The sequence below is a fragment of the Paracoccus fistulariae genome (assembly GCF_028553785.1).
Classification (GTDB): Bacteria; Pseudomonadota; Alphaproteobacteria; order Rhodobacterales; family Rhodobacteraceae; genus Paracoccus; species Paracoccus fistulariae.
Map to the genome: position 1 here is coordinate 2,917,859 of NZ_CP067136.1, position 26,421 is coordinate 2,944,279.

Annotated in this window: 30 protein-coding genes; 9 read left to right on the forward strand and 21 right to left on the reverse strand. The window is 62.8% G+C overall.

Annotated features, from left to right (window positions below; all coding sequences use genetic code 11):
- Window positions 1–735 (forward strand): bifunctional 2-polyprenyl-6-hydroxyphenol methylase/3-demethylubiquinol 3-O-methyltransferase UbiG, encoded by a 735-nt coding sequence (gene ubiG / locus JHX87_RS14430; protein ID WP_271885531.1) that lies wholly within the window; start codon window positions 1–3, stop codon window positions 733–735.
- A 9-nt stretch (window positions 736–744) separates the two neighbouring features.
- Here the strand turns inward: ubiG and JHX87_RS14435 are convergent, their stop codons facing one another.
- The 3 genes from JHX87_RS14435 to JHX87_RS14445 all read right to left on the reverse strand — a co-directional run bounded on the left by JHX87_RS14435 (window position 745) and on the right by JHX87_RS14445 (window position 2,463).
- Complete coding sequence (locus tag JHX87_RS14435) at window positions 745–1,218, reverse strand: MarR family winged helix-turn-helix transcriptional regulator (RefSeq protein ID WP_271885530.1); 474 nt, start codon at window positions 1,216–1,218, stop codon at window positions 745–747.
- A 216-nt stretch (window positions 1,219–1,434) separates the two neighbouring features.
- Complete coding sequence (gene grxC, locus JHX87_RS14440; protein WP_271885529.1) at window positions 1,435–1,707, reverse strand: glutaredoxin 3; 273 nt, start codon at window positions 1,705–1,707, stop codon at window positions 1,435–1,437.
- Window positions 1,708–1,740: 33 nt separating this feature from the next.
- Window positions 1,741–2,463: a ComF family protein gene (locus JHX87_RS14445; protein WP_271885528.1), complete on the reverse strand. Its 723-nt coding sequence runs from the start codon at window positions 2,461–2,463 to the stop codon at window positions 1,741–1,743.
- 49 nt (window positions 2,464–2,512) lie between these two features.
- On the opposite strand from JHX87_RS14445, the gene JHX87_RS14450 reads away from it, so the two are divergent.
- Both JHX87_RS14450 and hemH read left to right on the forward strand, forming a co-directional pair.
- Window positions 2,513–3,352, forward strand: coding sequence for a methyltransferase domain-containing protein (locus JHX87_RS14450; RefSeq protein WP_271885527.1), 840 nt, complete (start codon window positions 2,513–2,515; stop codon window positions 3,350–3,352).
- On the forward strand, window positions 3,349–4,383 hold the full coding sequence (gene hemH / locus JHX87_RS14455; RefSeq protein WP_271885526.1) for a ferrochelatase: 1,035 nt from the start codon (window positions 3,349–3,351) through the stop codon (window positions 4,381–4,383). The genes JHX87_RS14450 and hemH overlap by 4 nt, the downstream gene beginning before the upstream one ends.
- Here hemH and JHX87_RS14460 read toward each other — a convergent pair.
- Window positions 4,380–4,841: an Lrp/AsnC family transcriptional regulator gene (locus JHX87_RS14460; RefSeq protein WP_271885525.1), complete on the reverse strand. Its 462-nt coding sequence runs from the start codon at window positions 4,839–4,841 to the stop codon at window positions 4,380–4,382. The two genes, hemH and JHX87_RS14460, sit on opposite strands and share 4 nt — an antisense overlap.
- A gap of 117 nt (window positions 4,842–4,958) precedes the next feature.
- Between JHX87_RS14460 and phhA the strand changes: the two genes are divergently transcribed.
- Together phhA and JHX87_RS14470 are read left to right on the forward strand one after the other, a co-directional pair.
- Window positions 4,959–5,750 carry a phenylalanine 4-monooxygenase gene (gene phhA, locus JHX87_RS14465; RefSeq protein ID WP_271885524.1) on the forward strand — a complete coding sequence of 264 codons (792 nt, stop codon included), beginning with the start codon at window positions 4,959–4,961 and terminating at the stop codon, window positions 5,748–5,750.
- A 10-nt stretch (window positions 5,751–5,760) separates the two neighbouring features.
- Window positions 5,761–6,099: a 4a-hydroxytetrahydrobiopterin dehydratase gene (locus JHX87_RS14470; protein ID WP_271885523.1), complete on the forward strand. Its 339-nt coding sequence runs from the start codon at window positions 5,761–5,763 to the stop codon at window positions 6,097–6,099.
- A gap of 48 nt (window positions 6,100–6,147) precedes the next feature.
- On the opposite strand, the gene JHX87_RS14475 is transcribed toward JHX87_RS14470, so the two are convergent.
- The 4 genes from JHX87_RS14475 to JHX87_RS14490 form a co-directional block, all read right to left on the reverse strand.
- Window positions 6,148–6,633 carry a RidA family protein gene (locus JHX87_RS14475; RefSeq protein WP_271885522.1) on the reverse strand — a complete coding sequence of 162 codons (486 nt, stop codon included), beginning with the start codon at window positions 6,631–6,633 and terminating at the stop codon, window positions 6,148–6,150.
- A 72-nt stretch (window positions 6,634–6,705) separates the two neighbouring features.
- Window positions 6,706–7,095, reverse strand: a complete 390-nt coding sequence (locus JHX87_RS14480; protein ID WP_271885521.1) for a c-type cytochrome — start codon at window positions 7,093–7,095, stop codon at window positions 6,706–6,708.
- 3 nt (window positions 7,096–7,098) lie between these two features.
- A complete protein-coding gene (locus JHX87_RS14485; protein WP_271885520.1) occupies window positions 7,099–8,697 on the reverse strand; it encodes a flavin monoamine oxidase family protein in 1,599 nt (532 codons plus the stop codon).
- A 192-nt stretch (window positions 8,698–8,889) separates the two neighbouring features.
- The gene (locus tag JHX87_RS14490; protein WP_271885519.1) at window positions 8,890–9,540 is read right to left on the reverse strand and encodes a L,D-transpeptidase; all 651 of its coding nucleotides are present in this window, start codon (window positions 9,538–9,540) and stop codon (window positions 8,890–8,892) included.
- Between the two features lie 233 nt (window positions 9,541–9,773).
- Here JHX87_RS14490 and dalA point away from each other — a divergent pair, with 233 nt between their 5' ends.
- Complete coding sequence (gene dalA / locus JHX87_RS14495) at window positions 9,774–10,289, forward strand: divisome-associated lipoprotein DalA (RefSeq protein WP_271885518.1); 516 nt, start codon at window positions 9,774–9,776, stop codon at window positions 10,287–10,289.
- Between the two features lie 66 nt (window positions 10,290–10,355).
- Here dalA and JHX87_RS14500 read toward each other — a convergent pair whose 3' ends face one another.
- The 6 genes from JHX87_RS14500 to hslO all read right to left on the reverse strand — a co-directional run bounded on the left by JHX87_RS14500 (window position 10,356) and on the right by hslO (window position 16,780).
- Window positions 10,356–10,871, reverse strand: a complete 516-nt coding sequence (locus JHX87_RS14500) for a L,D-transpeptidase family protein (protein WP_271885517.1) — start codon at window positions 10,869–10,871, stop codon at window positions 10,356–10,358.
- Between the two features lie 63 nt (window positions 10,872–10,934).
- Window positions 10,935–12,158, reverse strand: a complete 1,224-nt coding sequence (locus tag JHX87_RS14505; protein ID WP_271885516.1) for a class I SAM-dependent RNA methyltransferase — start codon at window positions 12,156–12,158, stop codon at window positions 10,935–10,937.
- The gene (locus JHX87_RS14510) at window positions 12,155–13,999 is read right to left on the reverse strand and encodes an ABC transporter ATP-binding protein (RefSeq protein WP_271885515.1); all 1,845 of its coding nucleotides are present in this window, start codon (window positions 13,997–13,999) and stop codon (window positions 12,155–12,157) included. The genes JHX87_RS14505 and JHX87_RS14510 overlap by 4 nt, the downstream gene beginning before the upstream one ends.
- Window positions 13,996–15,168, reverse strand: coding sequence for a CCA tRNA nucleotidyltransferase (locus JHX87_RS14515; protein ID WP_271885514.1), 1,173 nt, complete (start codon window positions 15,166–15,168; stop codon window positions 13,996–13,998). Before JHX87_RS14515 ends, JHX87_RS14510 begins: the two co-directional genes overlap by 4 nt.
- Window positions 15,165–15,758: an NUDIX hydrolase gene (locus JHX87_RS14520; RefSeq protein WP_377776049.1), complete on the reverse strand. Its 594-nt coding sequence runs from the start codon at window positions 15,756–15,758 to the stop codon at window positions 15,165–15,167. Before JHX87_RS14520 ends, JHX87_RS14515 begins: the two co-directional genes overlap by 4 nt.
- Window positions 15,755–16,780: an Hsp33 family molecular chaperone HslO gene (hslO, locus tag JHX87_RS14525; RefSeq protein WP_271885513.1), complete on the reverse strand. Its 1,026-nt coding sequence runs from the start codon at window positions 16,778–16,780 to the stop codon at window positions 15,755–15,757. Before hslO ends, JHX87_RS14520 begins: the two co-directional genes overlap by 4 nt.
- A 153-nt stretch (window positions 16,781–16,933) precedes the next feature.
- Between hslO and JHX87_RS14530 the strand changes: the two genes are divergently transcribed.
- Together JHX87_RS14530 and JHX87_RS14535 are read left to right on the forward strand one after the other, a co-directional pair.
- Entirely contained in the window at window positions 16,934–17,386 is a 453-nt protein-coding gene (locus JHX87_RS14530) for an NUDIX hydrolase (protein WP_271885512.1), read from the forward strand.
- Window positions 17,383–18,219 carry a PhzF family phenazine biosynthesis protein gene (locus tag JHX87_RS14535; protein WP_271885511.1) on the forward strand — a complete coding sequence of 279 codons (837 nt, stop codon included), beginning with the start codon at window positions 17,383–17,385 and terminating at the stop codon, window positions 18,217–18,219. The genes JHX87_RS14530 and JHX87_RS14535 overlap by 4 nt, the downstream gene beginning before the upstream one ends.
- Window positions 18,220–18,228: 9 nt before the next feature.
- On the opposite strand, the gene JHX87_RS14540 is transcribed toward JHX87_RS14535, so the two are convergent.
- The 3 genes from JHX87_RS14540 to JHX87_RS14550 form a co-directional block, all read right to left on the reverse strand.
- Window positions 18,229–19,521: a PP2C family protein-serine/threonine phosphatase gene (locus JHX87_RS14540; protein WP_271885510.1), complete on the reverse strand. Its 1,293-nt coding sequence runs from the start codon at window positions 19,519–19,521 to the stop codon at window positions 18,229–18,231.
- 70 nt (window positions 19,522–19,591) lie between these two features.
- Window positions 19,592–20,839 (reverse strand): threonine ammonia-lyase IlvA, encoded by a 1,248-nt coding sequence (gene ilvA, locus JHX87_RS14545; RefSeq protein WP_271885509.1) that lies wholly within the window; start codon window positions 20,837–20,839, stop codon window positions 19,592–19,594.
- Between the two features lie 68 nt (window positions 20,840–20,907).
- On the reverse strand, window positions 20,908–21,768 hold the full coding sequence (locus tag JHX87_RS14550) for a hypothetical protein (RefSeq protein WP_271885508.1): 861 nt from the start codon (window positions 21,766–21,768) through the stop codon (window positions 20,908–20,910).
- Window positions 21,769–21,862: 94 nt separating this feature from the next.
- Here JHX87_RS14550 and JHX87_RS14555 point away from each other — a divergent pair, with 94 nt between their 5' ends.
- On the forward strand, window positions 21,863–23,086 hold the full coding sequence (locus tag JHX87_RS14555; protein ID WP_271885507.1) for an argininosuccinate synthase: 1,224 nt from the start codon (window positions 21,863–21,865) through the stop codon (window positions 23,084–23,086).
- 108 nt (window positions 23,087–23,194) lie between these two features.
- On the opposite strand, the gene JHX87_RS14560 is transcribed toward JHX87_RS14555, so the two are convergent.
- The 4 genes from JHX87_RS14560 to JHX87_RS14575 form a co-directional block, all read right to left on the reverse strand.
- Complete coding sequence (locus JHX87_RS14560) at window positions 23,195–23,779, reverse strand: VPLPA-CTERM sorting domain-containing protein (RefSeq protein WP_271885506.1); 585 nt, start codon at window positions 23,777–23,779, stop codon at window positions 23,195–23,197.
- A gap of 527 nt (window positions 23,780–24,306) precedes the next feature.
- Window positions 24,307–25,188 (reverse strand): DUF2189 domain-containing protein, encoded by an 882-nt coding sequence (locus JHX87_RS14565; protein WP_271885505.1) that lies wholly within the window; start codon window positions 25,186–25,188, stop codon window positions 24,307–24,309.
- Between the two features lie 184 nt (window positions 25,189–25,372).
- Entirely contained in the window at window positions 25,373–26,260 is an 888-nt protein-coding gene (gene ccoP, locus JHX87_RS14570) for a cytochrome-c oxidase, cbb3-type subunit III (protein ID WP_271885504.1), read from the reverse strand.
- Window positions 26,251–26,421, reverse strand: coding sequence for a cbb3-type cytochrome c oxidase subunit 3 (locus JHX87_RS14575; RefSeq protein ID WP_271885503.1), 171 nt, complete (start codon window positions 26,419–26,421; stop codon window positions 26,251–26,253). The genes ccoP and JHX87_RS14575 overlap by 10 nt, the downstream gene beginning before the upstream one ends.

Consider the following 26,421-nt stretch of genomic DNA (forward strand, 5'->3'; position numbering starts at 1 on the left):
ATGAGCAGCATCGACCCCGCCGAGATCGCCAAATTCGAGGCCATGGCCGCCGAATGGTGGGATCCCAAGGGTAAATTCAAGCCGCTGCACATGATGAATCCGGTGCGGCTGGACTATATCCACAGGCAGATCGCGGCGGAATTCGGCCGCGACCGCCGGGCGCCGCGTCCGTTCGAGGGGCTGCGAATCCTTGATATCGGCTGCGGTGGCGGGCTGGTGTCAGAGCCGATGGCGCGGCTGGGCGCGCAGGTTCTGGGCGCGGATGCGGCCGAGGGCAATATCGCCGTGGCCAGCCTGCATGCGCGGCAACAGGATCTGCCCATCGATTATCGCGCCACCACGGCCGAGGCGCTGGCCGATGCGGGCGAACGCTTTGATGTCGTGCTGGCGCTGGAAATCGTGGAACATGTCGCCGACCCGGCGGAATTCATTGCCACCTGCCGCAATCTGACGCGGCCCGGTGGGCTGACCATCGCGTCGACCCTGAACCGCACGGCGAAAAGCTTTGGTGCGGCGATCATCGGGGCCGAATGGATCATGCGCTGGCTGCCCAGGGGCACGCATGAATGGGCGCGCTTCATCACCCCGGATGAGCTTTCGGCCATGGCCTCGGGCGCGGGGCTGGATGTCGTGGATCGCTGCGGGATGGTCTTCAACCCGCTGACCTGGGACTGGAGCCTGTCGCACAGGGATCTGTCGGTGAATTACATCCTGACAGGGCGGCACGCGGCCTGAATTACGGCCTCAATCGCCGCCTTCAAGGCGCAGGCGCAATTCGCGCAGAACCGGCAGGGCGGTGCGCACGCGTTCCGCGCCAATGTCGCGCACGACATCGCCGATCAGCGGCATGAAGGCCGCGATGGCGGCATCGCGCGCCGTCCGGCCCGCCGGGCTGATCGAGACGAATTTCCGCCGCGCATCGTCCCAATCGGGGCGGATATGGATATGCCCCGCCCATTCCAGTCGCGACAGCGTATTGGTCATCGCGCCGCGGGTGACGTGAAACGCCTCTGCCAGCTGCGCGGGAGAGCGTTCCTCGTTCACATGGGCCAGCAGGTTCAGCACCGAGAAATGAGAGATCTGCATCCCGCGCGGCAGCGCCTTGCTGATCAGGTTGCGCGACAACTGGTCGGCAATCAGCACTTCGGCAAAGAGACTGGCGGCCAGGCTCTCTGTCGTCTGATGCTTGTCTTTGTTGTCGCGAACTATCTGGTTCATTTCCTGCGCGGCGGTGAGGGACGTCATTGTGGTCGGAAAACGGAAGGTGGAACCGTGCACTAACACGGATTGCCTGGTCAAGTTGCCTAAAAGTTTGTCCCTGTCATCAGGGGCCTTCCCCGTGCTTATAGCACAGTTTTTGCCGCGACGCGCCTGTGACGGGCGCCAGGGTGATTTTGCCCCCGTCACATTATCGGTTCGGACGCGGTCGCGGCGTCAGGCGTTTTTGCCATTCAGCAGGGAATCCAGCTTGCCCGCGCGTTCCAGATCATACAGGTCGTCGCTGCCGCCGACATGCAGGTCGCCGATGAAGATCTGAGGGACCGAACGGCGGCCATTGGCACGGCGCATCATGGCCTCGCGGATCGAGGGGTCGCGGGCGACGTCGATTTCATCGAAACTTGCGCCCTTCTGATCCAGCAGCGCCTTGGCGCGGACGCAGAAAGGGCAGGTCGGGGTGGTGTAGATCGTGATTGTTGGCTGGCTCATGTTCTTTCCGTGCAAGCGAGTGTGCGACCATATCTAGTCATCCTTGACCGCGCGTGCCAGCACCGCGACGAAAACCGGCCCTGAACCCGCCGCCAGCAGCGCTTGAGTCGCTACCGAAAGGGTTGCGCCAGAGGTCATGACGTCATCGACCAGCAGGATCGGTCGGCCCTGAATTCCCTGCGCGCGCTTCGCGCTGACGGTCATGGAGCCCCGCAGGTTTTCGAACCTGTCGCTGACGCCGCGGTGATCCTGCATCTGGGTATGTGTGCGGCGGATCAGCAGGTCGTCGCGATGTTCCAGCCCATGGCTGCGTGCCAACCGGGTCGAGATCAGGGTCGCCTGGTTGTATTTCCGCTTCAGCAGCCGCCGCAGATGCAGCGGTACGGGGGCCACGATCATGTCCGGGCTGATCACCGGCTGCGCGGCCCGGGCCAGCCAGGCGGCCAATGTCGGCGCCAGATCGGGTCGGTCACCATGTTTCAGCATCAGCACCAGCTGTCGTCCGATGCCGGAATAGACCAGCGCCGCGCGCCCGCTGTCCCAGGGTCGGGCGATGGCAAGGCAGTCGTCGCAGGTCAGCGCCTCATCCGTGGACTGGCCATGACCGTCGTCGGGCAGCGGCGCGCCGCATCGCCCGCAGCACGCGCCGGTGATAAAGCGCGTCTCGGCCCAGCAGCCGGGGCACAGGCTGCCGGTGCCGTCACCCGCTGCGGTGACTGACGCCGCGCAACCAAGGCATTGCGGCGGGAATATCATCCGCAGCGCGCCTTTAACTGACCCGGCAATCACCCTATGTTGCAGCCCCATGGACACCCTTTCTGACAATGGCCGCCCGGCCTTTACCGATCGCGCTGCCCTGCTGCGGCAGCGGCAACGCGCCCTGCGATCGGGTTTTGTCGATATCTTTCACCGAATCGCCGCCGATGAGATCCATGATAGGCTCGCCGACGTTAACAGAACCTTTCTGAAACCGGCCATCGTGACCGGCTTTCCCGATTTCTGGCGGGCCGAGTTTCCCCACGCGGTGATTGTCAGCGACGCTGCCGTTCTGGATCTGACCCCGGGCAGCCACGATCTGGTTATCCACGCGATGGCGCTGCACTGGGCGGATGACCCGGTGGGCCAGATCGTGCAATGCGCCCGTGCGCTGCAACCTGACGGGCTGTTCATCGGGGTAATGTTCGGCGGTCAGACCCTGCAGGAATTGCGTGCCGCGCTGGCCCAGGCCGAGGCCGAGGTGACGGGCGGCCTGTCCCCCCGCGTCCTGCCGATGGGCGAGATCCGCGATTTGGGTGCCCTGCTGGGCCGGGCCGGACTGGCCCTGCCGGTTGCCGATCTGCTGCCGCAGCGGGCCAGCTATCGCGATCTGGTCCACCTGTCCCAAGATCTGCGCGCCATGGGTGAGGGCAACGCCATGGCTGCCCGCCTGCGCCAGCCCGGCAAGCGCGACATCTTTGCCCGCGCGGGTGCGATCATGGCGGCCCACCACCCCGACCGCGACGATCCGTCCCGTATAACTGCCACCTTCGATCTGGTTTTCTTGACCGGATGGGCGCCCGCGCCAAACCAACAGAAACCGCTTCGCCCGGGCTCGGCACAGAAAAGCCTGGCCGATGCTTTGGAGAAGATCAGGAAAACCACATGACGCCAGCCGCAGTGCCCGCGAATCACCCGAAAATTCCCGACGCAAAAACCGGAATCCTGATCGCCAATCTGGGCACGCCCGATGGTTATGATTACTGGTCAATGCGCCGCTATCTGAACGAATTCCTGTCGGATAAGCGGGTGATCGATCTGCCGTCCTGGAAATGGCAGCCGATCCTGCAGGGCATTATCCTGACCAAGCGGCCCTTCAGTTCAGGCGAGAATTACAAGCTGATCTGGAATGAGGAAAAGGGCGAAAGCCCCCTGATGACGATCACCCGCGATCAGACCAAGGCGCTGCGCGCCCGCGCCGCACAGGAATGGGGCGATCAGGTGATGGTCGATTTCTGCATGCGCTATGGCAACCCCTCGACCGAGGAGGTGCTGGAGCGCATGGTCAAGGCCGGTTGCCGCCGCATCGTCTTTGTGCCGCTCTATCCGCAATATGCGGGCGCGACCTCGGCCACAGCGAATGACCAGCTGTACCGGGCACTGATGAAGCAGACCTGGCAACCCGCCGTGCGCACCATCGATCCCTATTTCGACCGCCCCGATTACATTGCCGCGCTGGCCGATTCCGTGCGCCGCAAGCTGGGCGACAAGACGCCGTCCAAGCTGGTTGCGTCCTATCACGGCATGCCGAAACGCTATCTGATGCAGGGCGATCCCTATCATTGCCAGTGCCAGAAAACCTCGCGCCTGCTGAAAGAGGCGCTTGGCTTGGAAGACGGCATCATCGACACCACCTTCCAGTCAGTCTTTGGCCGCGAGGAATGGCTGCGTCCCTATACGGTCGAACATGTGGCCGAACTGGCGAAACAGGGGCACAGCGATATCGCCGTGATCTCGCCCGCCTTCGCCTCGGACTGCATCGAGACGCTGGAAGAGATCAATGGCGAGATCCGCGAAAGCTTTGAACATGCCGGGGGCAAGGAGTTCACCTATATCCCCTGCCTGAACGACGATCCCACGCATATCGAGGTCATCATGAATGTAGTGCGCGAAAATATCGGCGGTTGGGTCAAGGCCTAGACCGGCATCGCCGTGGTATATTTCGTCTGCCGCAGCACGAAATTCGTGACCGAGCCGCGGATGATGCCCAGGGCCAGCAGGCGGCGCATGATGAAATGTTCCAGCCCCTCGGGGTCGGGCGCGACGATCTTCAGCAGGAAGTCCGAGGTTCCGGTGATCGTCGCGCATTCGATGATCTGATCCTCGACCTGCACGAAACGCTCGAATTTGGCGATCGAGGCTTCGGTATGGTCCAGCAGTTGTACCTGCACATAGGCCATCGCATGCAGACCGACCTTGACCGGCGGCACGATGGCCACCTGCCGCGCGATATAGCCTTCGTCGATCAGCCGCCGGACCCGCCGCCATGCGGGCGAAGAGGACAGCCCGCTTTCATCGGCCAGCGCCTGCGTCGACAGTGTCGAGTCGCGTTGGAGCAGTTTCAGAAGGCGGCGGTCGGCCTCATCCAGTTTCGGCAAGATTTTTCTCCTTATGTGGCATATTAGGCATGAAATGCCTGATTATCCGCGTTTTGCCACCTCTGTGGCAAGAAATACCTTCCAGTTCAGGTATAATATTCGCGGGAGGAGCAAGACATGCCTAAATCGACCGAATATGAAGCCAAGACCGCCGATGCTGACGGCTTCATCGCCTATGATGCCGAGGAAAACGGGGTCTGGAACGACCTGATCACGCGCCAGTTGCCCGCCGTGGACAAGCATATGGCCCAGCCCTATCTGAAGGGGTTGCAGCTTCTTGAGATGCCGACCGACCGGGTGCCGCAATGCCCCGATATCTCGGCAAAGCTGGGTGCGCTGACGGGCTGGAAGGTCGAGCCGGTGCCCGCCCTGATCGGCTTTGGAAAATTTTTCGGCATGCTGGCGGACCGCACCTTCCCGGCGGCCAGCTTCATCCGCAAGCGCAAGCATTTCGATTATATCGAAGAACCAGACATCTTTCACGAGATCTTCGGCCATACGCCCCTGCTGACCGATCCGGCCTTTGCCGCCTTCAGCCAGGCCATCGGCAAGGCCGGCACAGGTTGCGACAAATCCGATTACAGCTGGCTGATCCGGCTTTACTGGTTCACCATCGAATTCGGCCTGACGCGCGAAAATGGGCAGCTGAAGGCGCTTGGATCGGGGCTGGCAAGTTCCGTGACCGAACTGCCCTGGTCGCTGTCGGACCAGCCAGAGCATCGGCCCTTCGACGTGATCGACATTCTGCGCACGCCCTATCGCATCGACATTCATCAGCCGGTTTACTTCGTGATCGATGATCTGCAGGATCTTTTCGCGGCGGCCAAGCGCGACCTGCTGGCGGATGTGGATGAGGCCCGCAGCCTTGGCCTGCACGCGCCGAAATACCCGCCCAAGGACGCAGCATAAGGAGCAGATGATGAGCAAGACCGATCTGGCCAGCAAGACCTGCGAACCCTGTCAGGGCGGCATTGCCGCCTATGATGCGGGCAAGGCAATGGAGATGGTGGCGCAACTGGAAGGCTGGACCTTGTCTGAAAACGCCACCGCCATCAGCCGCCGCTTTGAATTCAAGGGCTTTGCCAAGGCGGTCGAGATGGCCAATCTTTGCGCCTGGCTTGGCAACAAGCAGGGTCATCACCCCGATATCTGCTTTGGCTGGGGCTATTGTCAGGTCACCTTCACCACGCATGACGCGGGCGGGTTGACCGAAAATGACTTTATCTGCGCCGCGCATCTGGACGCGCTGGTCGCCTGACATGCATGGCCCGCCCGGAACCGGGCGGGCCGATGTTTTTGCACGATCTTACGGGCGAACGGCGGTCACTTCGATTTCGACCAGCCAGTTCGGATTCACCAGCGCATCCACCACCATGGCAGAACGCGAGGGCAGATTGGGCTGATCATCCGTGCCAAAGAACTGCGTGTAGCCCGCCATGAAGCCCGAGAAATCGACCGTCTCACCTTCCGGCGCGACGAGGAAGGCCTGCATCTTGACCACATCGCCCATGGTCAGATCCATCCCTTCCAGCGTCGCCTTGATCGCATTCAGCACGCTGACCGTCTGGGCTTCGGTATTGCCCCACGCTTCGGGCGTTGCCGGGTCTGCGGCCTCATCCGCGACCGAGGGCACGACGCCGCTGAGATAAACCGTGGTCTTGCCGCCGGGGATCTCGACGGCCTGCGCGATGGGGAAATCCGAATTCGGGATCGGGTGCCGGATCACATCCTCTGCCGAGGCGGCCAGCGGCGCGGCCATCAATGCGGTGGCGATTGCAAATGTCTTGAACATGGGTGTCCTCATCCTTTGGTGAATAGCTGCCGACAGGGGTGCGTGACCCCTGCCGGAAAGGTCGCATCGCGGTCAGCGCGACTGCGCGACGTAATCGGCGTCGGTATCGCCTTCGTAATCATTGCCCAGATTGTGCCGGATATAATTCACCACGGCCGCGACCTGCGCATCATCCAGATAATCGCCCAGCGGCGGCATCGCCTTCTGACCGTGGATGATGAGATAGATCGGATAGTCGGCAACCTCCAGATTGCTGTTTCCGGCCAGCGCGGGATATTCACCCGCCCCGACCGCGCCCGAGCCATCCGGCATATGGCAGCCAGAGCAGATGGCGTTATAGATCGCCTCGCCCTCGGTCTGGGGCAGTTTGGCAGAGGTGCCGCTTTGCACGAAATCCTGTGCAAAGGCCGCGCCAGACAGCGTCAGGACGGTGGCGATCATCGTCAGAGAAAGACGGTTCATGGCTTAGTTCCCCTCGGTTTCGGCGCCGGTGACATGGGCGTGCAGTCTTTTCACCGCATTCAGCGCGGACAGGATCGCCCCTTCCTGCCACGCAGGCAGGTCGGACATATGTTCGCCCGCCATCAGCGTGCGCTGATCCATCTTGACGGCATCGGCGTAATTCGCCTCTCCGTCGCGCCAGATGCCATAGCAGCCCAGAACCCAGGGCACGCGATGCCAGGCAACCGAGACACCGCTGGCAAATTCATCCCGGTATTGCGGGTGGATCTGGGCGCCGAATTCCAATGCGCGCTCGATGCGTTCCTCGGGTGCGATGGCATTGAACTGGTAGGATGCCGCGCCCCAGGAATAGCAGCCCAGCAGCACCCCCGGCCCGTCGCTGAAGAAATCGTTGGAAGGATAGGAGATCAGCGTGATCGGCAGGTCGGTATAGCTGATGCCGCCGAAAATATGTTCGTCCTGTTCCCAGAAGCGGCGCTTCATCTCCAACCCGATCTTGATCGAGCTGTCGTAATAGACGCTGTCGATGGCGGCCTGCATCCCGCCCGAGAAATTGTTCTCGATCTGGCCAAGGATCGAGAAGGGGATGGTGCAGATACAGTAATCCGCCGTGACGGTGGTTTCCTCGGTCCCGCCATCGGCGGCGACATAGGTAGCCTCGACCCCGTCTTCGGTGCCGTTGATGCGGATGACCTTGGCGTTATAGGTGACGATATCGCCGATTTCGCGGGCGAAGGCCTGTGCGATCATGTCCATGCCGCCGACGGGTTGAAAGATCGCCTGCTGGTGGTCGATGGTTTCCCCGACCAGCAGATCCTTCCACAGACGTCCTTTCAGGATATCGCCAAGCGAGATGATATCCGACGGTTCTGGCGCCGGATCCGTGCCGCCGCCCGGATCGACCGCCCAGCCGCGATAGATCGCGGTGGCGTCGGATTTTACATATTCCAGATTATCGTTCAGCACGCCGAAGGTCTTCAGCGATTCGACCAGCAGTTCGGCATCCTCATCCGTGACCAATTCATCCAGCTTGTCCTGATGTACCGCCTTGGCCAGCAGTTCCGAAATCTGGCCGCGGTAATCCGCCTGAATTTCGCGGAAGCGCTGCGGCTTGCCGTCAAAGGCCTGACTATTATGCAGATAGGCATAGTAATTTTGCTGGATGAACGGCTCCAGCTTGACGCCGAAGCGCTTGCAGTAATCCAGCACCGCATGGTGATCGGTCGGAATACGCCAGGGGCCGCCATTCAGGTAGTTCCCCTCGCTGAACTGGACGTCCTGTTTGTAGCCGCCCAGTTCGGTATAGCTGTCGCCGCCACGCAGCGTCCAGCAGCGCCCGCCCGCCTTTTCGCGATATTCAAGGATCTGCACCTTGTAGCCCGCCTTGCCCAATTCATAGGCGGCGGTCATCCCTGCCAGACCCGCACCAAGGATCAGAACCGAGGCGCCATTGCCGTCGCCTTCAAGTTCAAGCGGCCCCTCATAGGACGAGCTTCCCGCATAGCCCATGCCCGCCATCGCGGTATACATGGCTGAAGCCCCCGCCGCATAGCCGACCATGGTCAGCAAATCGCGCCGCGTCATTCCTGCTGTGTGTTCCATCGCGCTCTCCCACTGGTTGCTGGCCCAGTCAGATCTTCGCGGAGGGGAATGTCAATGCGCATACAATTTAAATCCGGGTGGCCGAAACCGTCCCGGGCGATGTGATCGCATTTCATCCATTTCCGCCAAGCGCTTATGCAGCATGAAAAAAGGGGCCGTGTTGGCCCCTTTTACGCCCGGTTGCGGGATGCGTCAGATCAGCAGGACCTGCGTGCCGATCTTGGTCAGATCGTACAGTTCCTTGATGTGTTCATTATACAGGCCGATGCAGCCGTTCGAGGATTTGCGCCCGATCTTGCGGGTGTCGTGGGTTCCGTGCAGCCGGTAATATTGCCAGCTCAGCCACAGCGCATGTGTGCCCAGCGGGTTGTCCGGGCCGGGACCGACGAAATCGGGCCATTCCGGGTTGCGCTTCTTCATGTCCGGGGTCGGTGCCCAGCTGGGGCCGACGACCTTCTTGATGATTTCGGTCCGGCCGGTGCGCGTCAGGTCGGGGCTGACCGGGATCGAGGAGGGGTAGACGCGATAGACGCTTTCATCCTCGGACCAGAAATGCACCGTGCGCGAGGGCAGGTCGCACAGCACGGCGCCATTGGTCAGGTTCGTGAAATAGGGGCGCCAGTCCTGTGCGTGCCAGCTGGAGATATTGTGCCGCTGATCGGATTGGCTGTCATATTGCACCGCGCCCGCATCGGGCGTGGCACCTGTGGTCGCGCCATAGATCGGCTGCCCGGTATAGGGGTCGATCTGCTGAGCCACAGAAGGCAGTGCCAAGCCTGTGGCCCCGAATGCCGCGGCCGTGCCAAGGAACGCGCGACGGTTGAGAGCAGGGGGTGTGCTCATCTGACAAAGTCCTTCGTTCGGGATGGCCGCTCTTTGGGGCGACCTTGGGTTACTGCGCCTCATGCAGCCCTGCCAATATATTCCGATTGCGCAGCTCCGGCAATTCGGCGGCGCATCAAACTGCCGTTAGCGGCGAAGATGCCACAGCCTCGATGCTCACGAATTCTTTCGTTTGAAGCACTATCGGCAAGCCTGTAGATCTGTCGCAATATAATAATGAGGGATGGCGGCAAATGCTGAATTTCAAGGTGATCGCGACGCTGTCGCTGCTGGGTCTGACGGCCTGTGCACCGCGCATGGTGCCGCAGCAGCTCGGTCCGGACGGGCAGGCGCTGCCGGTTGCCTATCAGATCGACGCACGGGAATCGCAGCAGATCCCGACGCGGGTTCTGGGGCAGATCAACACATTGCGGGGCAATGTCGGTGCGCCGCAACTGATCCTCAGCCCGCAGCTTTCGGCGGCGGCGGTGGTGCATTCGCGGGACATGTCGGCACAGAACCGGGCGTGGCACTGGGGCTCTGACGGATCCTCGCCGCTGGATCGGGTGCGCAGCCAGGGCTATCCGGGCAGCCTGGTGGGCGAGAATATCTCGGAAACCTACGAAAATGACATCCAGACGCTGAGCGCATGGATGGCCACGCGTGAAACCCGCGATGTGATCATGGATCCGGCCGCGACCAATCTGGGCTTCGGCTGGTATCAGGAGCCATCGGGCAAGATCTGGTGGACGCTGCTGACCGGCAAGTAACCCGGCCCCGGATATGACAAAGCCCCGCATCATGCGGGGCTTTTTCGTGGCCGTGTCCGGGCGCGATCAGGGATTGATGGTGATCGGCGTGCCGCCGCGCACCATGGCATAGATCTCTTCGATCTCATCATCCTTCACCGCGATGCAGCCTGCGGTCCAGTCTTGTTTCTTGGGCGCCAGCTGACGCCCCTCGGGGCCCCAGCCGTGGATGAAGATATCGCCGCCCGGCTTGCGGCCAAGGGCGGCGGCCAGCTGTGTATCCTCGGGGCTGGGATAGGAGACGCCGACCGACAGGTGATAGCGGCTGCGGGGGTTGAATCGGTCGATGATATAGGTGCCTTCGGGCGTCTTGCCGTCACCCTCATACTGCTTGTCGCCGATGGGCTCATTGCCCAGGCCGATCTTGTAGGTTTTCAGAACGGTCCGGTTGTTCAGCAGATACAGGCGGCGGTCGCCCTTGTTGATCACGACCTGCGTGACGGCGGGACCGTTATAGGTCTTGAATTTGGATTTGGGCTTTCCACAGGCGGCCAGCAAGGCCAGCATCGAAAAGGTCACCGTGCGACGGGTTGCGCGATACATCACTGCCTCGAACGTTTCTTGAATATTTATAGGGTTGGAATATCACGATTCCGAAGGATATGGCTAGCGCAGGATGAATTCCGCGACGGTCTCGACATGGGGTGACCAGCGGAACTGGTCGACGACGAAAAGCTGCGTCAGGGTATAGCCCGCATCGGCAAGAATCCTCGCATCCCTTGAGAAATTGACCGGATCGCAGGCGACAAAGGCGATTTTCGGCACGCCCGATGCTGCGATTTCGTGCATCTGCGCCTCGGCTCCGGCACGGGGCGGGTCGATCACAATCGCGTCAAAGGCCGAAAGCTCGTCTGGCAAGAGAGGGTTGCGGGCCAGATCGCGAATCTGCGTCGTCACCCGGTTCAGCCCCGGGGCCGCGCGCCAGCCCGCATCCAGCGCCTGAAGCGGCGCGGCCAGACCTTCGACCGCATGGACCGAGGCCGACTGGGCCAGAGGCAGGCTGAAGGTGCCGCAACCGGCAAAAAGGTCCACGATCCGGCCTGCCCCTTGGGTAAAGCTGCGCAGGGCGGCCAGTAGCGCGGCTTCGCCCTCGGCCGTGGCTTGCAGGAAGGCCGCGGGCGGTGGCACGACCATGGCGCGGCCCATCGGCAGGGCGGGTGTGCGGCGGGTGATGCTTTGCCCGTCCCAATCCAGCCGCGCCAGATCCCCCTGTTCGGCCAGCGCCGCGAGGTTCTGAAACAGCGCCGGATCCATCGGCTTGCCGCCGGTCACCGCCACATCCAGCCCGGCGGGGCCGGCGATCACGGTGATCGTCAGTTCGGCCGCGCGCGAGGCACCTGCCACCACGATCTGCCGCAGCAGGGGCAGGGCATCCATGATCTGCGGCCGCAGCAGGTGGCAATCGCTCAGATCCGTGATCACATCCGAGGCGCGGGCGTGAAAGCCCAGCAAGGCGCCCTTCTTGGTGCGCCGTCCCGACAGCACCGCCCGCCTGCGAGAGCGCGGGGGCGAGACATGCACCCCCTTGATCGGTGCGGGCAGATCGCGCGCGGCCAGTGCGGTTTCCACCACCTGCCGCTTCCAGTTGGTCGTGAACCCCTCGCTGGCATGCATCAGCGAACAGCCGCCACAGGCGCGGTAATGGCTGCAGACGGGCTTCACGCGATCGGGCGACGGGGCCAGGATGCGAGGCGCGGCGATGCGTCCGTCAAGGGCCTCTCCCTCGATCTCTTCTCCGGGCAGGGTCAGCGGCGCCAGCGCCTGTCCCGCCGTACTGATGGCCACGCCATCGCCGCGTCGCCCCAGACGTTCGATCCGCCAGCTTGTCATTCGGCGGCCTCTTCGGTGCCCAGAAAACCGCCCGATTGCCGGTTCCAATACCGCGCGTAAAGCCCGTTCCGGGCCAGCAGCGCCTGATGGCTGCCCTCTTCCACGATCTGGCCGGCATCCATCACGATGATCCGGTCCAGTTCGGCAATGGTGGACAGGCGATGGGCGATGGCCAGAACGGTCTTGCCGGACATGGCGCGGGTCAGCGCCTCTTGCACCTGCGCCTCAACCTCGCTGTCCAGAGCACTTGTGGCCTCATCCAGCACCAGGATCGGCGCGTCCTTCAGGAAGGCGCGGGCCAGTGCGATCCGCTGCCGCTGGCCGCCAGACAGCTTGACCCCACGCTCTCCCAGATGCGCATCGTAACCCTTGCGACCGGCGAAATCTTCCAGCCCCAGAATGAAGTCATGGGCCTCGGCGGCGCGGGCGGCGGCCTCGACCTCGTCCTGCGTGGCACCGGGGCGGCCATAAAGGATATTGTCGCGGGCCGAGCGGTTGAACATCGCGGTTTCCTGCGTGACCATGCCGATCTGCTGGCGCAGGCTTTCCTGCGTTACGTCGCGGATGTCATGGCCATCAATGCGGATCGCACCCTTTTCGACGTCGTAAAGCCGCAGCAGCAGCGCAACCAGCGTCGATTTCCCCGCGCCCGAGGCGCCGACAATGCCGATCCGCTCGCCCGGGGCGATATGCAGGTCGATCTGGCGTAGCCCGCCATCGCGCCGACCATAGGCAAATCCGACATCGCTGAAATCCACCCGCCCTTCGACGCGGTTCAGGGCGATGGCATCGGGCTTATCCGTCAGCGCATGGGGCGGGGACAGGGTGCGCATGCCATCCTCGACCTCGCCAATGCTGCCCCAGATCCCCATCAGCGCCATGCTGACCCAGCCGGTCATCTGGCTGAGCCGCATCGAGATTGCCCCCGCCGTGGCCACATCGCCCGGCGTGGCCGCGCCCTGACGCCACAGCAGGATCGTGCCGCCCACAAGGATCACCGGCAGGATCCCGGCCACCACCATCAGCGACACCCGGAATGTGCTGCTGACCACGCCGAAATCCAGCGCGCGTTCGCGGAAACCGGCCATGGCGCTGAGCGCTTCGCGGTCCTCATGCTGGGCATGGGCGAACAGCTTGACGGTCTTGATATTGGTGATCGTGTCAACGACCTGCCCGGTCACCATCGCCCGGGCCGAGGCGCGCGCGCCCGACCGCGACCGGATACGTGGCAGGAAAAACCGGATCAGCGCCAGATAGGCCGCCAGCCACAGGATCAGCGCCACCGCGCCCCAGCCATCGACCGAGATCAGGAACGCCGCCGAGCCCAGAACCGAGGCCAGCGCGAAAGCGACCACATTGACCATTTCCGTTGCAACATCAGTCACGGCACGCGCGGTCTGCATCTGCTTTTGCGCCAGCCGCCCGGCAAAGTCATTGTCGAAGAAGGTCACGGAATGGCCCATCGTCCAGCGGTGCAACCGCGACAGCACCAGCGGCATGACATTCGGGCCGACGATCACGCTGGACGTGGCGGCAGAGAGGCCAAAGATCAGCGGGCGCAGGATCAGGAAAAAGCCGACAAAGGCGCCGATCAGCAGGGCGCTGTCCGACAGCACCGTATCCGCATTGCCACCGGCGACGGCATCGACAACCGCGCCCAGCAGCACCGCCGCAATCACATCCGCCGCCCCGCCAATGGCCGAGGCCATCGCCGCCAGCGACAACCCGCCCCCGGCCCCCGAGAGACACCAGCGGAAAAAACGCAGCAGCGTGTCGGGCGGCGGCCCTTCGGCCGGGCGAAAGGCGTCGATGATGCGGCCAAGACGGCGGTGCAGGCTCATTCGCTGCCCTCCGCCCGGCGGGCCAGTGCCACAAGATCCGGCGCAGTGGCGCGGAAATCGCTGTCGATCCAGTGATCCTCGGCCATGCGCAGCGCCGCTCCAAGGGCCGCACCTGAAAGCTGCGGCATCAGATCGGTGGCCGATATCGGCAGCTTCTGCTGCGCAGCGCGTTGAATTCGGCGGTCCCAGTCCGGCGGCAGATCCCGCCCCTCTGCCAGCCGGTATTGCGCCACCTGACGCGCCAGATCCTGTCCGTGGCGATAGGCGATGCGCTCAAGGCTGTCATCGCCTTGGGCCAGTTCCCGCAATTGCATGACGATCCGGGCGCTGCGATTGCTGAGGCGCAGACTCCCGCGCGGGTCGTCGGCCTGCAACGTGGCCAGCCGCAGCCGCCAGTCGGGTGCGGTTTCGACCCTTCGCAGCGCCGTCAGCAGATCCAGCCGCGCACCCGGCAAGACATGCTGCAGCACGCCGGTCTGCTCCATCAGGCACAAGGCATCCAGTGGATCGGGCGCTTTCAGCAACTTCTGCATCTCCTCCCCGATCCGCTCTTTCGAGATCCGGTTCAGGCCCTCGGCCAATTCGGCGCAGGCCGCCAGCGCATCGGGGTCGGCCGCACCGGGCGCGCCGTACCAAGCGTGGAAGCGGAAGAAACGCAGGATGCGCAGATAATCTTCGGTGATCCGCGCGCGCGGATCGCCCACAAAGCGCAGCCGCCGCGCCAGCAGGTCCGGCAGCCCGCCGATCGGGTCCAGAACTTCGCCCGTCGCCGTGGCATAAAGAGCGTTCATGGTGAAATCCCGCCGTCGCGCATCCTCGGCCAGGTCGGTCGAGAAGGAGACGACCGCATGGCGGCCATCGGTTTCGACATCGCGGCGAAAGGTGGTGATTTCAAAGCTGCGCCAGGGGCCGCTCTCTGTCGTCAGGACAGTGACGGTGCCATGCTCGATCCCGGTGGGCACGGTCTTCAGCCCTGCGGCTCCGGCCAGATCAATGACCTGCTGCGGCAGCGCGTCGGTGGACAGATCGACATCCGACACATCTTCGCCCAGCATCGCGTTGCGCACGGCGCCGCCCACGATCAGCGCCTGATGGCCCGCCGCCGTCAGGGTTGTCAGCACCTGCTGCAGCCCCGGCGAGGACAGGAATTCGGCCCTGATCGCGCTCATCCCCGCATCCTGTCCGCCAGCCCCAGCAGGATGCGCGCCGTCGCGCCCCACAGATAATAGGGACCGTAGGGCGCGATGTGATAGCTGCGCCAGCCGCCGCGCCAGCGGCGTTTCTCGATACGGTAGCTGGCCGGGTCGCAGACATGGGCAAAGGGCAGGGTAAACACCTCTTCCACCTCGCCCGGTTCCGCGACGGGGGTGAAATCGCCCCGGATGATGCCGACCAGCGGCATGACCGAGAAGCCGGTGACGGTGCGATGCGGGGGCATGGCGCCCAAAATATCGACCTGATCGCTGGCCAGCCCGATCTCTTCCCAGGCCTCGCGCAGGGCGGCGGCGGTCTCATCGGCATCGCCGGGATCGACCTTGCCGCCGGGCAAGGAGATCTGGCCCGGGTGATGGCGCAGGCCAGAGGCGCGCTTGGTCAGGACCAGCCTGCCGTCATCTTCGTGAAACGCTGCCAGAACGCCCGCCGGACGCAGGGTCCCGGCGGGCGGTGTGACATCGGCATTCAGGTCGAAATCCGAGCTGGCTTCGGCCGGCCGCGCAAGCGCCCGGCGCAGCTGCTCTTCGGACCAGTTCAGCGTCACTCTTGCACCTTGTCGTCGCTTTCCTCCAGCGGCTGGCCTTCGGCATCGACGGTCGCTTCAAAGCCCAGACTGCTGGGATCAAGCTCGTAATGCGCGCCGCAGAACTGGCAATCGGCGGTCACGATGCCCTCATCCGTGGTCATCTGCGCGATATCCTTGGCCGAATAGATCGACAGCGTGTCGCGCACCCGGTCCGAGGTGCAGGAACAGCCGAATTCGACCCGCTGCGGATCGAAGACGCGCGGGTCTTCTTCGTGAAACAGCCGGACCAGCAGGTCCGTGGGGCCGACCGTCGGGCCGATCAGTTCCAGCGTTTCGACCGTGTCCAGCAGGATATTGGCGCGGTTCCAGTCTTCGGATTCGCCCCCCTGCAGGATATCGGCCGCCTCGATCAGGCCGCCTTCGCCGCTGCCGCCCTGACTGGCATCCATCGGCTGCGCGGGCAGGGTTTGCAGCATCACGCCACCGGCGCGCCAATGCCCCTCTTCGCCGGACATGCGGGAAAATCCGCTGGCCAGTTCGAACCGCGTCGGCAGCTGCTCGGACTGGGCGAAATAGGTCTGGGCACAGGCGGACAGTGATCCGCCCGACAGCGGGGTGATGCCCTGATAGGGATGGGTGCCTTCGCCCTGATCGATGAGAATGGCGAAATAGCCCTCGCCGATCTGTTCGAAAGGGTCGCGATCATCCAGACGCTCTTCGTCAAAGCTGGCCCAGGCGCGGATGCGGGCGGGCGCGTCTTCGGCTTCGGGCGCATAGTAATCGGCAGCGATGGTGCGCACGGCACCGTTCCCACGGACCTGAAGGCTCAGCTTCCAGCGCAGTTTCATGGTCGGGCCGATCAGCGCCATCAGCAAGGCAAGCTCGGCCACCAGGGCGCTGACGGGTGCGGGATAGTCATGGCGCGACAGGATGTGGTCCAGCACCCCGTCCAGCCGCGCGATCCGGCCGCGGATGTTCGAACGGTCAAGCTGAAAGGGCAGAACCGTGTCGTCCCAGGCAATCTGGTTAAGCATGCTCATGGCGTATCCTTGAAATCTGTCGGGCCCGTCGCAAGCACGGGCCGGTTGTGCCCAATATAGGTCATTTGCCGCCGATCCCAAGGGGGGGCTGCCCGCGCTTTGCACCGGCGGCCCGTCGCGGTAAGGGATCGGAAACGATGACAGGGAATGCTGATGATTCCGCGATTTGGCAAAACTCCCCTGCGGGGGCAATCCTACCGGCGTAGGCCGGGCGCCTATGCGATCCTCTATCGCGACGGCCATCTGCTGATGACGCATCAGGTGCGGCCCTCGCCGGAATATCAGCTTCCGGGCGGCGGGATCGACCCGGGCGAGGGGCCGATCACCGCCCTGCATCGCGAGGTCTTCGAAGAGACCGGGTTCAGCATTGCCGCGCCGCGTTATCTGGGCAGCTACCGGCGCTATGCCTATCTGCCTGATTATGGCTATCACGCCGAAAAGATGTGCCATGTCTGGCTGGCACGCCCGATCCTGCGCCGTGGTCCGCCGACCGAGCCGCATCACGATGCCTGCTGGATGACACCGGAGCGCGCCTATCGGCTGTTGCCGGATGCCGGATCACGCGCGATGTTGCGCCGGTCAGGTCTGATCAGGGGGACAGCATGAGTCCGTTCGATTACCGTCAGGTGGATGTTTTCACCTCGACCGCGCTGCGGGGCAATCCGCTGGCCGTTGTGCTGGGTGCCGAAGGGCTGTCGGACGATGTCATGGCGCGCTTCGCCAATTGGACCAATCTCAGCGAGACGGTGTTTCTGCTGCCCCCGACGCAGCCCGAGGCGGATTACCGCCTGCGCATCTTCACGCCCAAAAGCGAATTGCCCTTCGCAGGCCATCCGACGCTGGGATCCTGTCATGCCTGGCTTGAGGCCGGAGGCAAGCCCAAGGGCACGGATATCGTGCAGGAATGCGGGGTCGGGCTGATCCGGATCCGGCGCAGCGAGGATGGGCTGGCCTTTGCCGCCCCGCCGCTGATCCGCAGTGGCGCGCTGAAGCCTGCCTTGTTGCAGCGGGTGATGGAGGCACTGTCACTGCGGCCCGATCAGGTGGTCGAGGGGCAATGGGTCGATAACGGGCCGGGATGGCTGGCGCTGCTTCTGAAGCGTCGGGCCGATCTGCTGGCGGTGCAGCCCGATTACAGCAAGCTGGCGGGGCTGGAAGTCGGGCTGGTCGCGCCCTTCGATCGCGACGAAGACGGCGACGGCGCGGATTTCGAGCTGCGGTCGTTCATGTCAGAAGGCGCCGAGGATCCCGTGACCGGTAGCCTCAATGCCAGCGTGGCGATCTGGCTGATCGGAAACGGGATCGCCCAACCATCCTATGTCGCGGCGCAGGGCACCTGCCTGGGCCGCGCGGGGCGGGTGCATGTCCGGCAAGAGGGCGACACCATCTGGGTCGGCGGCCAGTCCGTGACCTGCATCAGCGGGCAGGTGTCGCTGTAGTTACGTGATCTAATGCCGGCGGCTGGATTTCTTGGCCACGGTATATTCGATCAGCACGGCGGATACGTCGTCCTGCCGGTCGCCACGGCAATATTCCGACACCGACCAGGCCATGGATTCCAGAAAGACATGGCCTTTGAGAAAGGCATTGGTGCGCAGGATCGCCTCCAGCCCTTCTTCGCCGAGTGACACGCCCGCGCGGTTCGAGGCCTCGCTGATCCCGTCCGAGGTGATCAGCAAACGATCGCCGGGCTGCAATTGCAGTTCAACCTCGTCGAAGGTTGGACTTCCGAAGACGCCGATGGGCATGCCGCCCTGACCCACGCGCTGAACCTGCCCGTCGGCGCGTTGCAGCATCGGATAGGGGTGCCCGGCCTGCACAAGCTGAAGCTGACCGGTGACATGGTTCAATTCGGCATAGATCATGGTGAAATAGGTGTCGGTGCACATCTCCTCCAGCATCATGTTGTTCAGCGCATGGGCCAGCGCGGCGGGCGGCATGAAGCCCGACGCGGATTTCTTGCCGCGCAAGGCGATGCTGTGCTCGGTCGCGCCGGACAGATGCACCGACAGCTGCGCCGTCAGCAGCGCCGCCGTCACCCCATGCCCCGAAACATCCAGCGCATAAATCCCCACACGGTCGCGACCGATGGGGAAAAAGCCGACCAGATCGCCGCCGACATGGCCTGCCGGACGCAGCATCAGCGAAATCTCGATATCGCCAAAGCGGCCGGTTCTTTCCCGCACCAGCCCCTGTTGCAGCATCCGCGCCTCTTGCAGGTCACGGACGATGGCGGCCTGCGCCTCTCGCAGCTTGTCCAGCGTGTTGCGCAGCTTGGCATTGCTTGCGCGCAGCTCACCCTCGATGCGCAAGATCCGTTCGCCGGCGGCCAGCCGCGCGATCAGTTCGACGCGGGTGATCGGTTTGGTCAGGAAATCATCCGCGCCCGCATCCAGCCCCAGAACAATGTCTTCCTGCATCCGATGGGCGGTCAGAAGGATGAAGTAACCATAGCTGTCGCGGGGCAGGCTGCGGAAGGCGCGACACAGTTCCAGCCCGCTCATCCCCGGGATGTCCCAGTCCGACAGCACGAAATCAGGTTCCGACTGCTTGCACAGTTCAAGCGCCTCGGGGCCTGTCGATGCCTCCATCACCCGGTATCCCGCAAGGCGAAGCTGGATCCCGAAAAGCCGCCGATGTGCCGGGCTGGATTCGACCAGAAGCACCGTGCGTACAGGCAGGTTCTTCAGGCATTCCGTGGCCTGGATATTGTTTCCATCAGAAGGATTCGCGGGCGTCATGCCCTCTTCTTAGGCGCGTTGACGTAAAGATCAGGTAAATCGGCGACGGTCCGCCCGACAGGTCCCTGATCTAGACCAGCAGTTCCGCCAGAATCTCGTCATTGGTGATGTCGCGATAGGCGATCCCGGCCTGCGACATGCGCTGCGCCAGGGTTTGCAGATTTGACGGATCGCTGGTTTCGATGCCGATCAGGATCGAGCCGAAATTCCGTGCCGATTTCTTCAGATATTCGAAGCGGCTGATATCGTCGTTCGGGCCCAGAAGCTCCAGCAGGTCGCGCAGCGCGCCCGGTCGTTGCGGCAGACGCAGAACGTAATATTTCTTGATGCCCGCAAAGCGCAGCGCGCGTTCCTTCACCTCGGGCAGGCGCTCGAAATCGAAATTCCCGCCCGAGCAGATGCAGACCACGGTCTTGCCGCGCAGATCGCCCAGATCGTCCAGCACATCGATGGTCAGCGCGCCGGCCGGTTCCAGAACGACGCCCTCGGTATTCAGCATGTCCAGCATGGTGCGGCAGATGCGGTCCTCGGGCGCCAGATGCACGTCCGAGGGTTTGAAGCGGCGCAGGGTCTCGAAGGGCAGGGCGCCGATCCGCGCGACCGCCGCGCCATCGACAAAGCTGTCCACGGCGGGCAGGGCAACCGGGGCACCGGCCTCAAGCGCGGCTTGCAAACTGGCACCGCCCAGCGGCTCGGCAAAGCTGAAGCGGGTATCGGGCGCGGTTTCGCCAAGGAACCGCACAACGCCCGAGGACAATCCCCCGCCGCCCACCGGTAGCACCACCAGATCCGGCGCACGGCCAAGCTGGCCCAGGATTTCCAGACCGACCGTGGCCTGCCCCTCGATGATATCGGGCGCATCGAAGGGGGACACGAATTGCGCCCCTTCATCAGCGGCAAAGGCCTGCGCTGCGGCCAGTGTCTGGTCGAAATAATCCCCGGTCAGCACAATCTGGACGGAATCCCCGCCGAAGGTGCGGGTCTTGTCGATCTTTTGCTTGGGCGTCGTCACCGGCATGAAGATGGTGCCAAGCGCGCCGAAATGGCGGCAGGCATAGGCGACGCCCTGCGCGTGATTGCCCGCGCTGGCGCAGACGAAATGCGCCCTGTCGCCTTCCCCCGGCGTAATCAGCTTGCGAATGGCATTGAAGGCGCCGCGCAGCTTGTAGCTGCGCACCGGCGTCAGATCCTCGCGCTTCAGCCAGATATCCGCGCCATATTTCGCGGACAGGTGGTCGTTGCGCTGCAACGGGGTAGGCTCGAACAGGTCGCGAATCGCGGCCTCGGCCTGATGGACGGAGGCGACAAAATTTTCCATGCCTGCCCCATGACCCGAATGCGCCTGTTTGGCAAGTGCCCGCGCCCTCTCGGCCCGGGCGGGCGCCCTTAAAGGTTGGTGCGCAGCGGCCGGTTTTCGACGAAATGGCCGTAAAGCGTCGTCAGGACGGACAGCACGATGATCATGTAGACCCAGCTGCCTACCAGCGACACCATCAGGTCGAAGATGATCGAGAATATCGAGTCCAGCGATCCCATCGGTAACATTTCGATCAGGCTCAGCGGGATTTGCAACGCGGCCATCATCAGCACCACCAGCAGGAAGGTGCTGCCATGTCCCGATGTCGCTTTCCAGGCGGTTCGAATGGGCTTTGACGCACCGACCGCGGCGGCTGGCAATGCGGTGCTGAGGCGAAACAGAATGACCGCTACGAACAACACGGCGATGGACGTAACGCCCATGGCCAGGATCGCGCTTCGCGTGCCTGAACCGACCAGAACGATCCGGGTCATCGTCAAGACGAAAATCGCGAGCACGATCACGAGGAGACTGACCAGAAGGCTCGTTCCGAAATAGCGCAGCATGGCGACCAGCGGCAGGCTTGGCAGCATCGGTTGCGGCTGGTTCAGCAGGATATAGCGGTGCCAGTTGACCGCCGCCCAGGTCATGGGAAACAAGATGAATGCCGCGGCCAGCGCCAGCACGAACAGGCTTGGGGGCGCGCTGTCCACGAGGGTGTGGGTTGCCGGGCTGAGCATCAGCAGCAAGGCGCCCGCGACCTGCAGCACCAGGGGAAGCAGCACGATGTGAAGCAGCTGCCGCAGATTCCCGAAAATCTGAAGAAATGCATGTTTCAGAATGCCAATTGCCAGCATGATCCACCCACGATGTAATTTTGCCCGCTGCCTAGAAGCTGCGGAATGTCCGGGCAACCGAAAAGCGGGGCGGGTTTGACGAATATTCAGCATTTGTTGCCCATCCGGGCGCCGTTGCGGCCTGCCCGCTCTTGTGACAGCGCAGGAAACGTCCTATGCCGCTTGCGAAATTCCGCAGGAGTTAACTATGTCTGACGCGCCGAAGAAAGTCGTCCTTGCCTATTCCGGAGGGCTGGACACCTCGATCATCCTGAAATGGCTGCAAACCGAATATGGCTGTGAGGTGATCACCTTCACCGCCGATCTGGGGCAGGGCGAGGAACTGGAACCCGCGCGACAGAAGGCCGAACTGCTGGGCATCAAGCCCGAGAATATCCATATCGAGGACCTGCGCGAGGAATTCGTCCGCGATTTCGTTTTCCCGATGTCCCGCGCCAATGCGGTCTATGAGGGGCTGTATCTGCTGGGCACCTCGATCGCGCGGCCGCTGATCTCTCAGCGTTTGGTGGAACTGGCCCATCAGCATGGCGCCGATGCGGTGGCCCATGGCGCGACCGGCAAGGGCAACGATCAGGTTCGCTTCGAACTTTCTGCCTATGCGCTGGATCCGTCGATCAAGGTGATCGCACCCTGGCGGGAATGGGATCTGACCAGCCGCACCAAGCTGCTGGAATTTGCCGAGGCGAACCAGATCCCGATTGCCAAGGACAAGCGCGGCGAAGCTCCGTTCAGCGTCGACGCGAACCTGCTGCACACCAGCAGCGAGGGCAAGGCGCTTGAAGATCCTGCGGTCGAGGCCGGCGATTACGTCTATCAGCGCACCGTCGCCCCCGAGGACGCGCCCGACACGCCCGAATATATCGAGATCAGTTTTGAACGCGGCGATGCGGTGGCCATCAATGGCGAGGCGATGTCGCCCGCCACGATCCTGGCCACGCTGAACGATTATGGCCGCAAGCATGGCATCGGTCGTCTGGATTTCGTCGAAAACCGCTTTGTCGGCATGAAGTCGCGCGGCATTTACGAAACGCCCGGCGGCACCATCCTGCTGGAGGCGCATCGCGGCATTGAACAGATCACGCTGGACGCAGGTGCGGGCCATCTGAAGGACAGCCTGATGCCGCGCTATGCCGAACTGATCTATAACGGGTTCTGGTTCAGCCCCGAACGCGAGATGCTGCAGGCCGCCATCGACAAGTCGCAGGAACATGTCACCGGCACGGTGCGGCTGAAACTGTACAAGGGCAGCGCGAATACGGTGGGCCGCTGGTCCGATCATTCGCTTTACAGCGAAGCGCATGTGACCTTCGAAGACGATGCAGGCGCCTATGATCAGAAAGACGCTGCAGGCTTCATCCGGCTGAACGCCTTGCGTCTGAAACTGCTGGCGGCGCGGAACGCCAAGTTCTGATCCGCCGCTGTCGCGACAGTTGAACCGTCGCAGGCGCTGATCTTAGCGCCGGACGTGAAATGAAAAAAGGCGGGGCCGGACCCCGCCTTTTCTTCTTTTGCGTGCCGTTCAGGATTTCTTGCGACGACGCATCGCAGCAAATCCACCCAGACCCGCGACCAGCAGCAAGCCGCTGGCCGGAAGCGGGATCGGGGCCATTTCCGGAGTGGTATAGAGTGAGATATGCGAAATATCCGGCGTCTGGCCGCCTTTATTGGTCAGCGCAAAGACGGACCAGCCGCCGCTGAGACCAGCCGTCATGTCCAGCAGATAGGCCGCCCAGCCGGTTCCGCCCTTGACCACCAGCGCGGCGCTGCCGATGCCGGCCCAACTGTCAACCATCCAGCTGCCGGTTTTGTCGCCATTATCCACGATGGACAGGATTCCTGCCGGAGAATAGCTGCCGTCGTCTTCCTCCCACCTGGAATTCAGGCTCCAGTTATTGATGTCGAAAACGCCATTGCCGCCAGCATAGCTGTTCATGGCGCTGGCGCTGTCGTTCACGGGATCCGATATCTGTCCGACACAATTGGTCGAGGTCCACACATCGGCATTTTCAGTAAAGTCGGCCTCTGTCCCATACTGGCAGGTCGCAGCGGAGGCGGCGTTGGCTGCAATTACCAGCGCGGCAGAGGCAAGCAGTTTTCTTAGCATCATAAATGTTCCTTCACCGATTATTGTACGCAATTAATAGCAAGATAATTTTATCAATTTTTGCTGGTTATTTCATCGGGGTGAGCGCCCGGTCATTTGCGCAATTAGGAGTTGCAGATTCTGCAAGGCATTTATTTTGTAAATGCTTTTGGCTTATCGCTTGCCTTATTATTGCGAGCGAGTTGGGTTGTTAATCAACGCTTTCTGCGCGAGTAATTGGGCTATTTATTCAAGCGTACAATATATCTTGCAATTGGTGATTGCATTTCCCTTTGGGCAATACCACTTTGCAATGAGTTAATGTTTATCAGGCTGACATCCCGCACGCGATTTTCACGCTGTGGGCGGGTACCAGCGCAGGCGAATTCAAAGCGTGATTCGCGGGCACAGGCAGGCCAGGGTAAAACGGGCGTGCCGATCCGCAGGGGCGTCCGCACAAGGCCGCGTTGAAACAACTGCGGCTTGACGTCGCCTCTGCCTGATCTGGCACGCCCCGGGGCCGTCTGCGTCAGGTCGTCGGTTTCCCTTCAGGCGGGGCTGATGAACATTCGCTCGGCCTCTCCATGCTCGCGATCATCGGGACGCAGCGCGCGATAGGCGTGCCAGGTGCCGTGGCCCAGAAGCGGAAAGATCACGATCAGGCCCAGAAAGCCGGTCAGGACAGACAGGACGAACAGCGCCATCACGATCGCACCCCAGGCGATCATCACCGGCAGATTGTTCCAGACCATCGCCATGCTGATGCCCAATGCCGACAGCGCATCGGTTCGTTCCTCCAGCAGCATCGGCACGGAAAAGACGCTGATCGAGAAGGAAAAGGCCGCAAACAGCGCACCCACCGCGCCGCCAACGATCAGCAGCGCCCAGCCGGTTGCCGTCGTGAACAGCGTCGGCAGGATCTGATCCATGCCCGGAAAGGGCTGGATGCCGAAAAACAGCGCCCAGATCACCACCGCCGCGCGGTTCCACAGCAGGAACAGCATCAGCAGGATCAGCCCGACCATGAAAGAGGATGCTAGAGAGCGGGGCTTGACGAAGATCATCTCGGCAAAGCTGGTCGATTTGCCCTGTTCCAGATTGCGGCTTTTGACGTAAAGCCCGTTGGCGATCAGCGGGCCGATCACCATGAAGCCCGCAAGCGCGGGAAACAGCGCGTAATCCAGATCGAAACGGAACAGCAGCCAGACGACCAGAACCGAGATCAGGAACACGCCAAAGCCGTAAAGCAGGCTGGGCAGCGGGTTGGTCCACAGATCCGACCAGCCCTGACGCAGCCATGTCATCGCTGTCTCTTGTGGCAGTTCCTTGGCAAGCCGGTTTTCAACGGGCAGGGGCGGAACGACCTCGGGGATCAGGTCGTGGTCGTCATATTCATCGGGGGGCGGGGGTCCGGTACGGTCGCTCAGCATGAGGGTCTCGCCGCGCGCAAGGTCGCGACGCCTTCCGTGTTGGGGTTCAGGACGCAGTCGGGGCGCGATGACAGGGACACCGCGACCAGGTGGATATTTGCGGCGATGAAGATCGCCAGGACCAGCGCGGCGACGGATAGCGCAAAGAGACGCGGCCCCGTCCAATATGCCTTGCTGAGCACGCTCATTTCACCGCGACCTGTGCGTCGCGCTGCTGGCCAAGCTGCATCAGATACAGCGCCAGGATCTTGCGCTCGGTCAGGCCAAGGCGGTTTTCCCAGGCGGGCATCCAGCCCTGACGCCCGCCGAAGATGGTGGTGAACAGGGCCTTGTCGCTGCCGCCATAGATCCAGAAATCATCCGTCAGATTCGGCGCCCCAAGGCTGGCATCGCCGATGCCGCTGTCACCGTGGCAGCTTGCACAGTTATCCGCAAAGATCTGCGCGCCATGTTCCCGACGCGTCGCCGAGATATCTTCGCCCGACAGGCTTTGGACATAATCCGCGACCACGCGCACCTCGTCGCGCGACAGGATCCCTTCGCGGCCAAAGGCCATCATCTGCCCGAAACGGGTTTCCGGGTGATCGCTGTTGATGCCGACACGCAGCGTTTCCATGATATTGCCGAAATCACCGCCCCAAAGCCAGGCCGCGTCGGTCAGGCTGGGAAAGCCCGGCCCGCCCTGGGCGTTGGTTCCGTGACAACCGGCGCAGTTGTCGCCGAAAAGCTGGTGGCCCGTCTCGGCCACGCGACGCGACAGGTCGCCATTGGCCAGAACCTCTTGCGGGGGCAAATGGTCGATCTGCGTCGCCCAGTCCGCGCGCTGCGCATTCGCGGCGACCACCGCCTCTTCGACCTGCTCTTGCTGATCGACGCCCAACAGGCCCTTGGTATAGGTGGTCAGCAGGGGCCAGGTCGGCAGCAGGATCCAGGCGATCAGCGCCCAGATATGCGTCACGATGATAAAGAACCAGACGGCGCGCGGAACGGGGGTGTTCAGCTCTGTGATGCCGTCCCATTCATGCCCGGTCGTCTGATGACCGGTCAGCGGATCGCGTTCTTTTACCGACATGGCCCGTCCTCATCATCCAGAATGCTGTTCGCGGCGCGGTCAAAGCGTTTGCCCAGCGAGGGCCAGAAGGCATAGATCGTGACGATCACGAAAAAGCCCATCAGGTAGAAAAGGCCGTAGGATTTCGCGAGGCCGACCAGCAGTTCATGCGTGATCTCCAT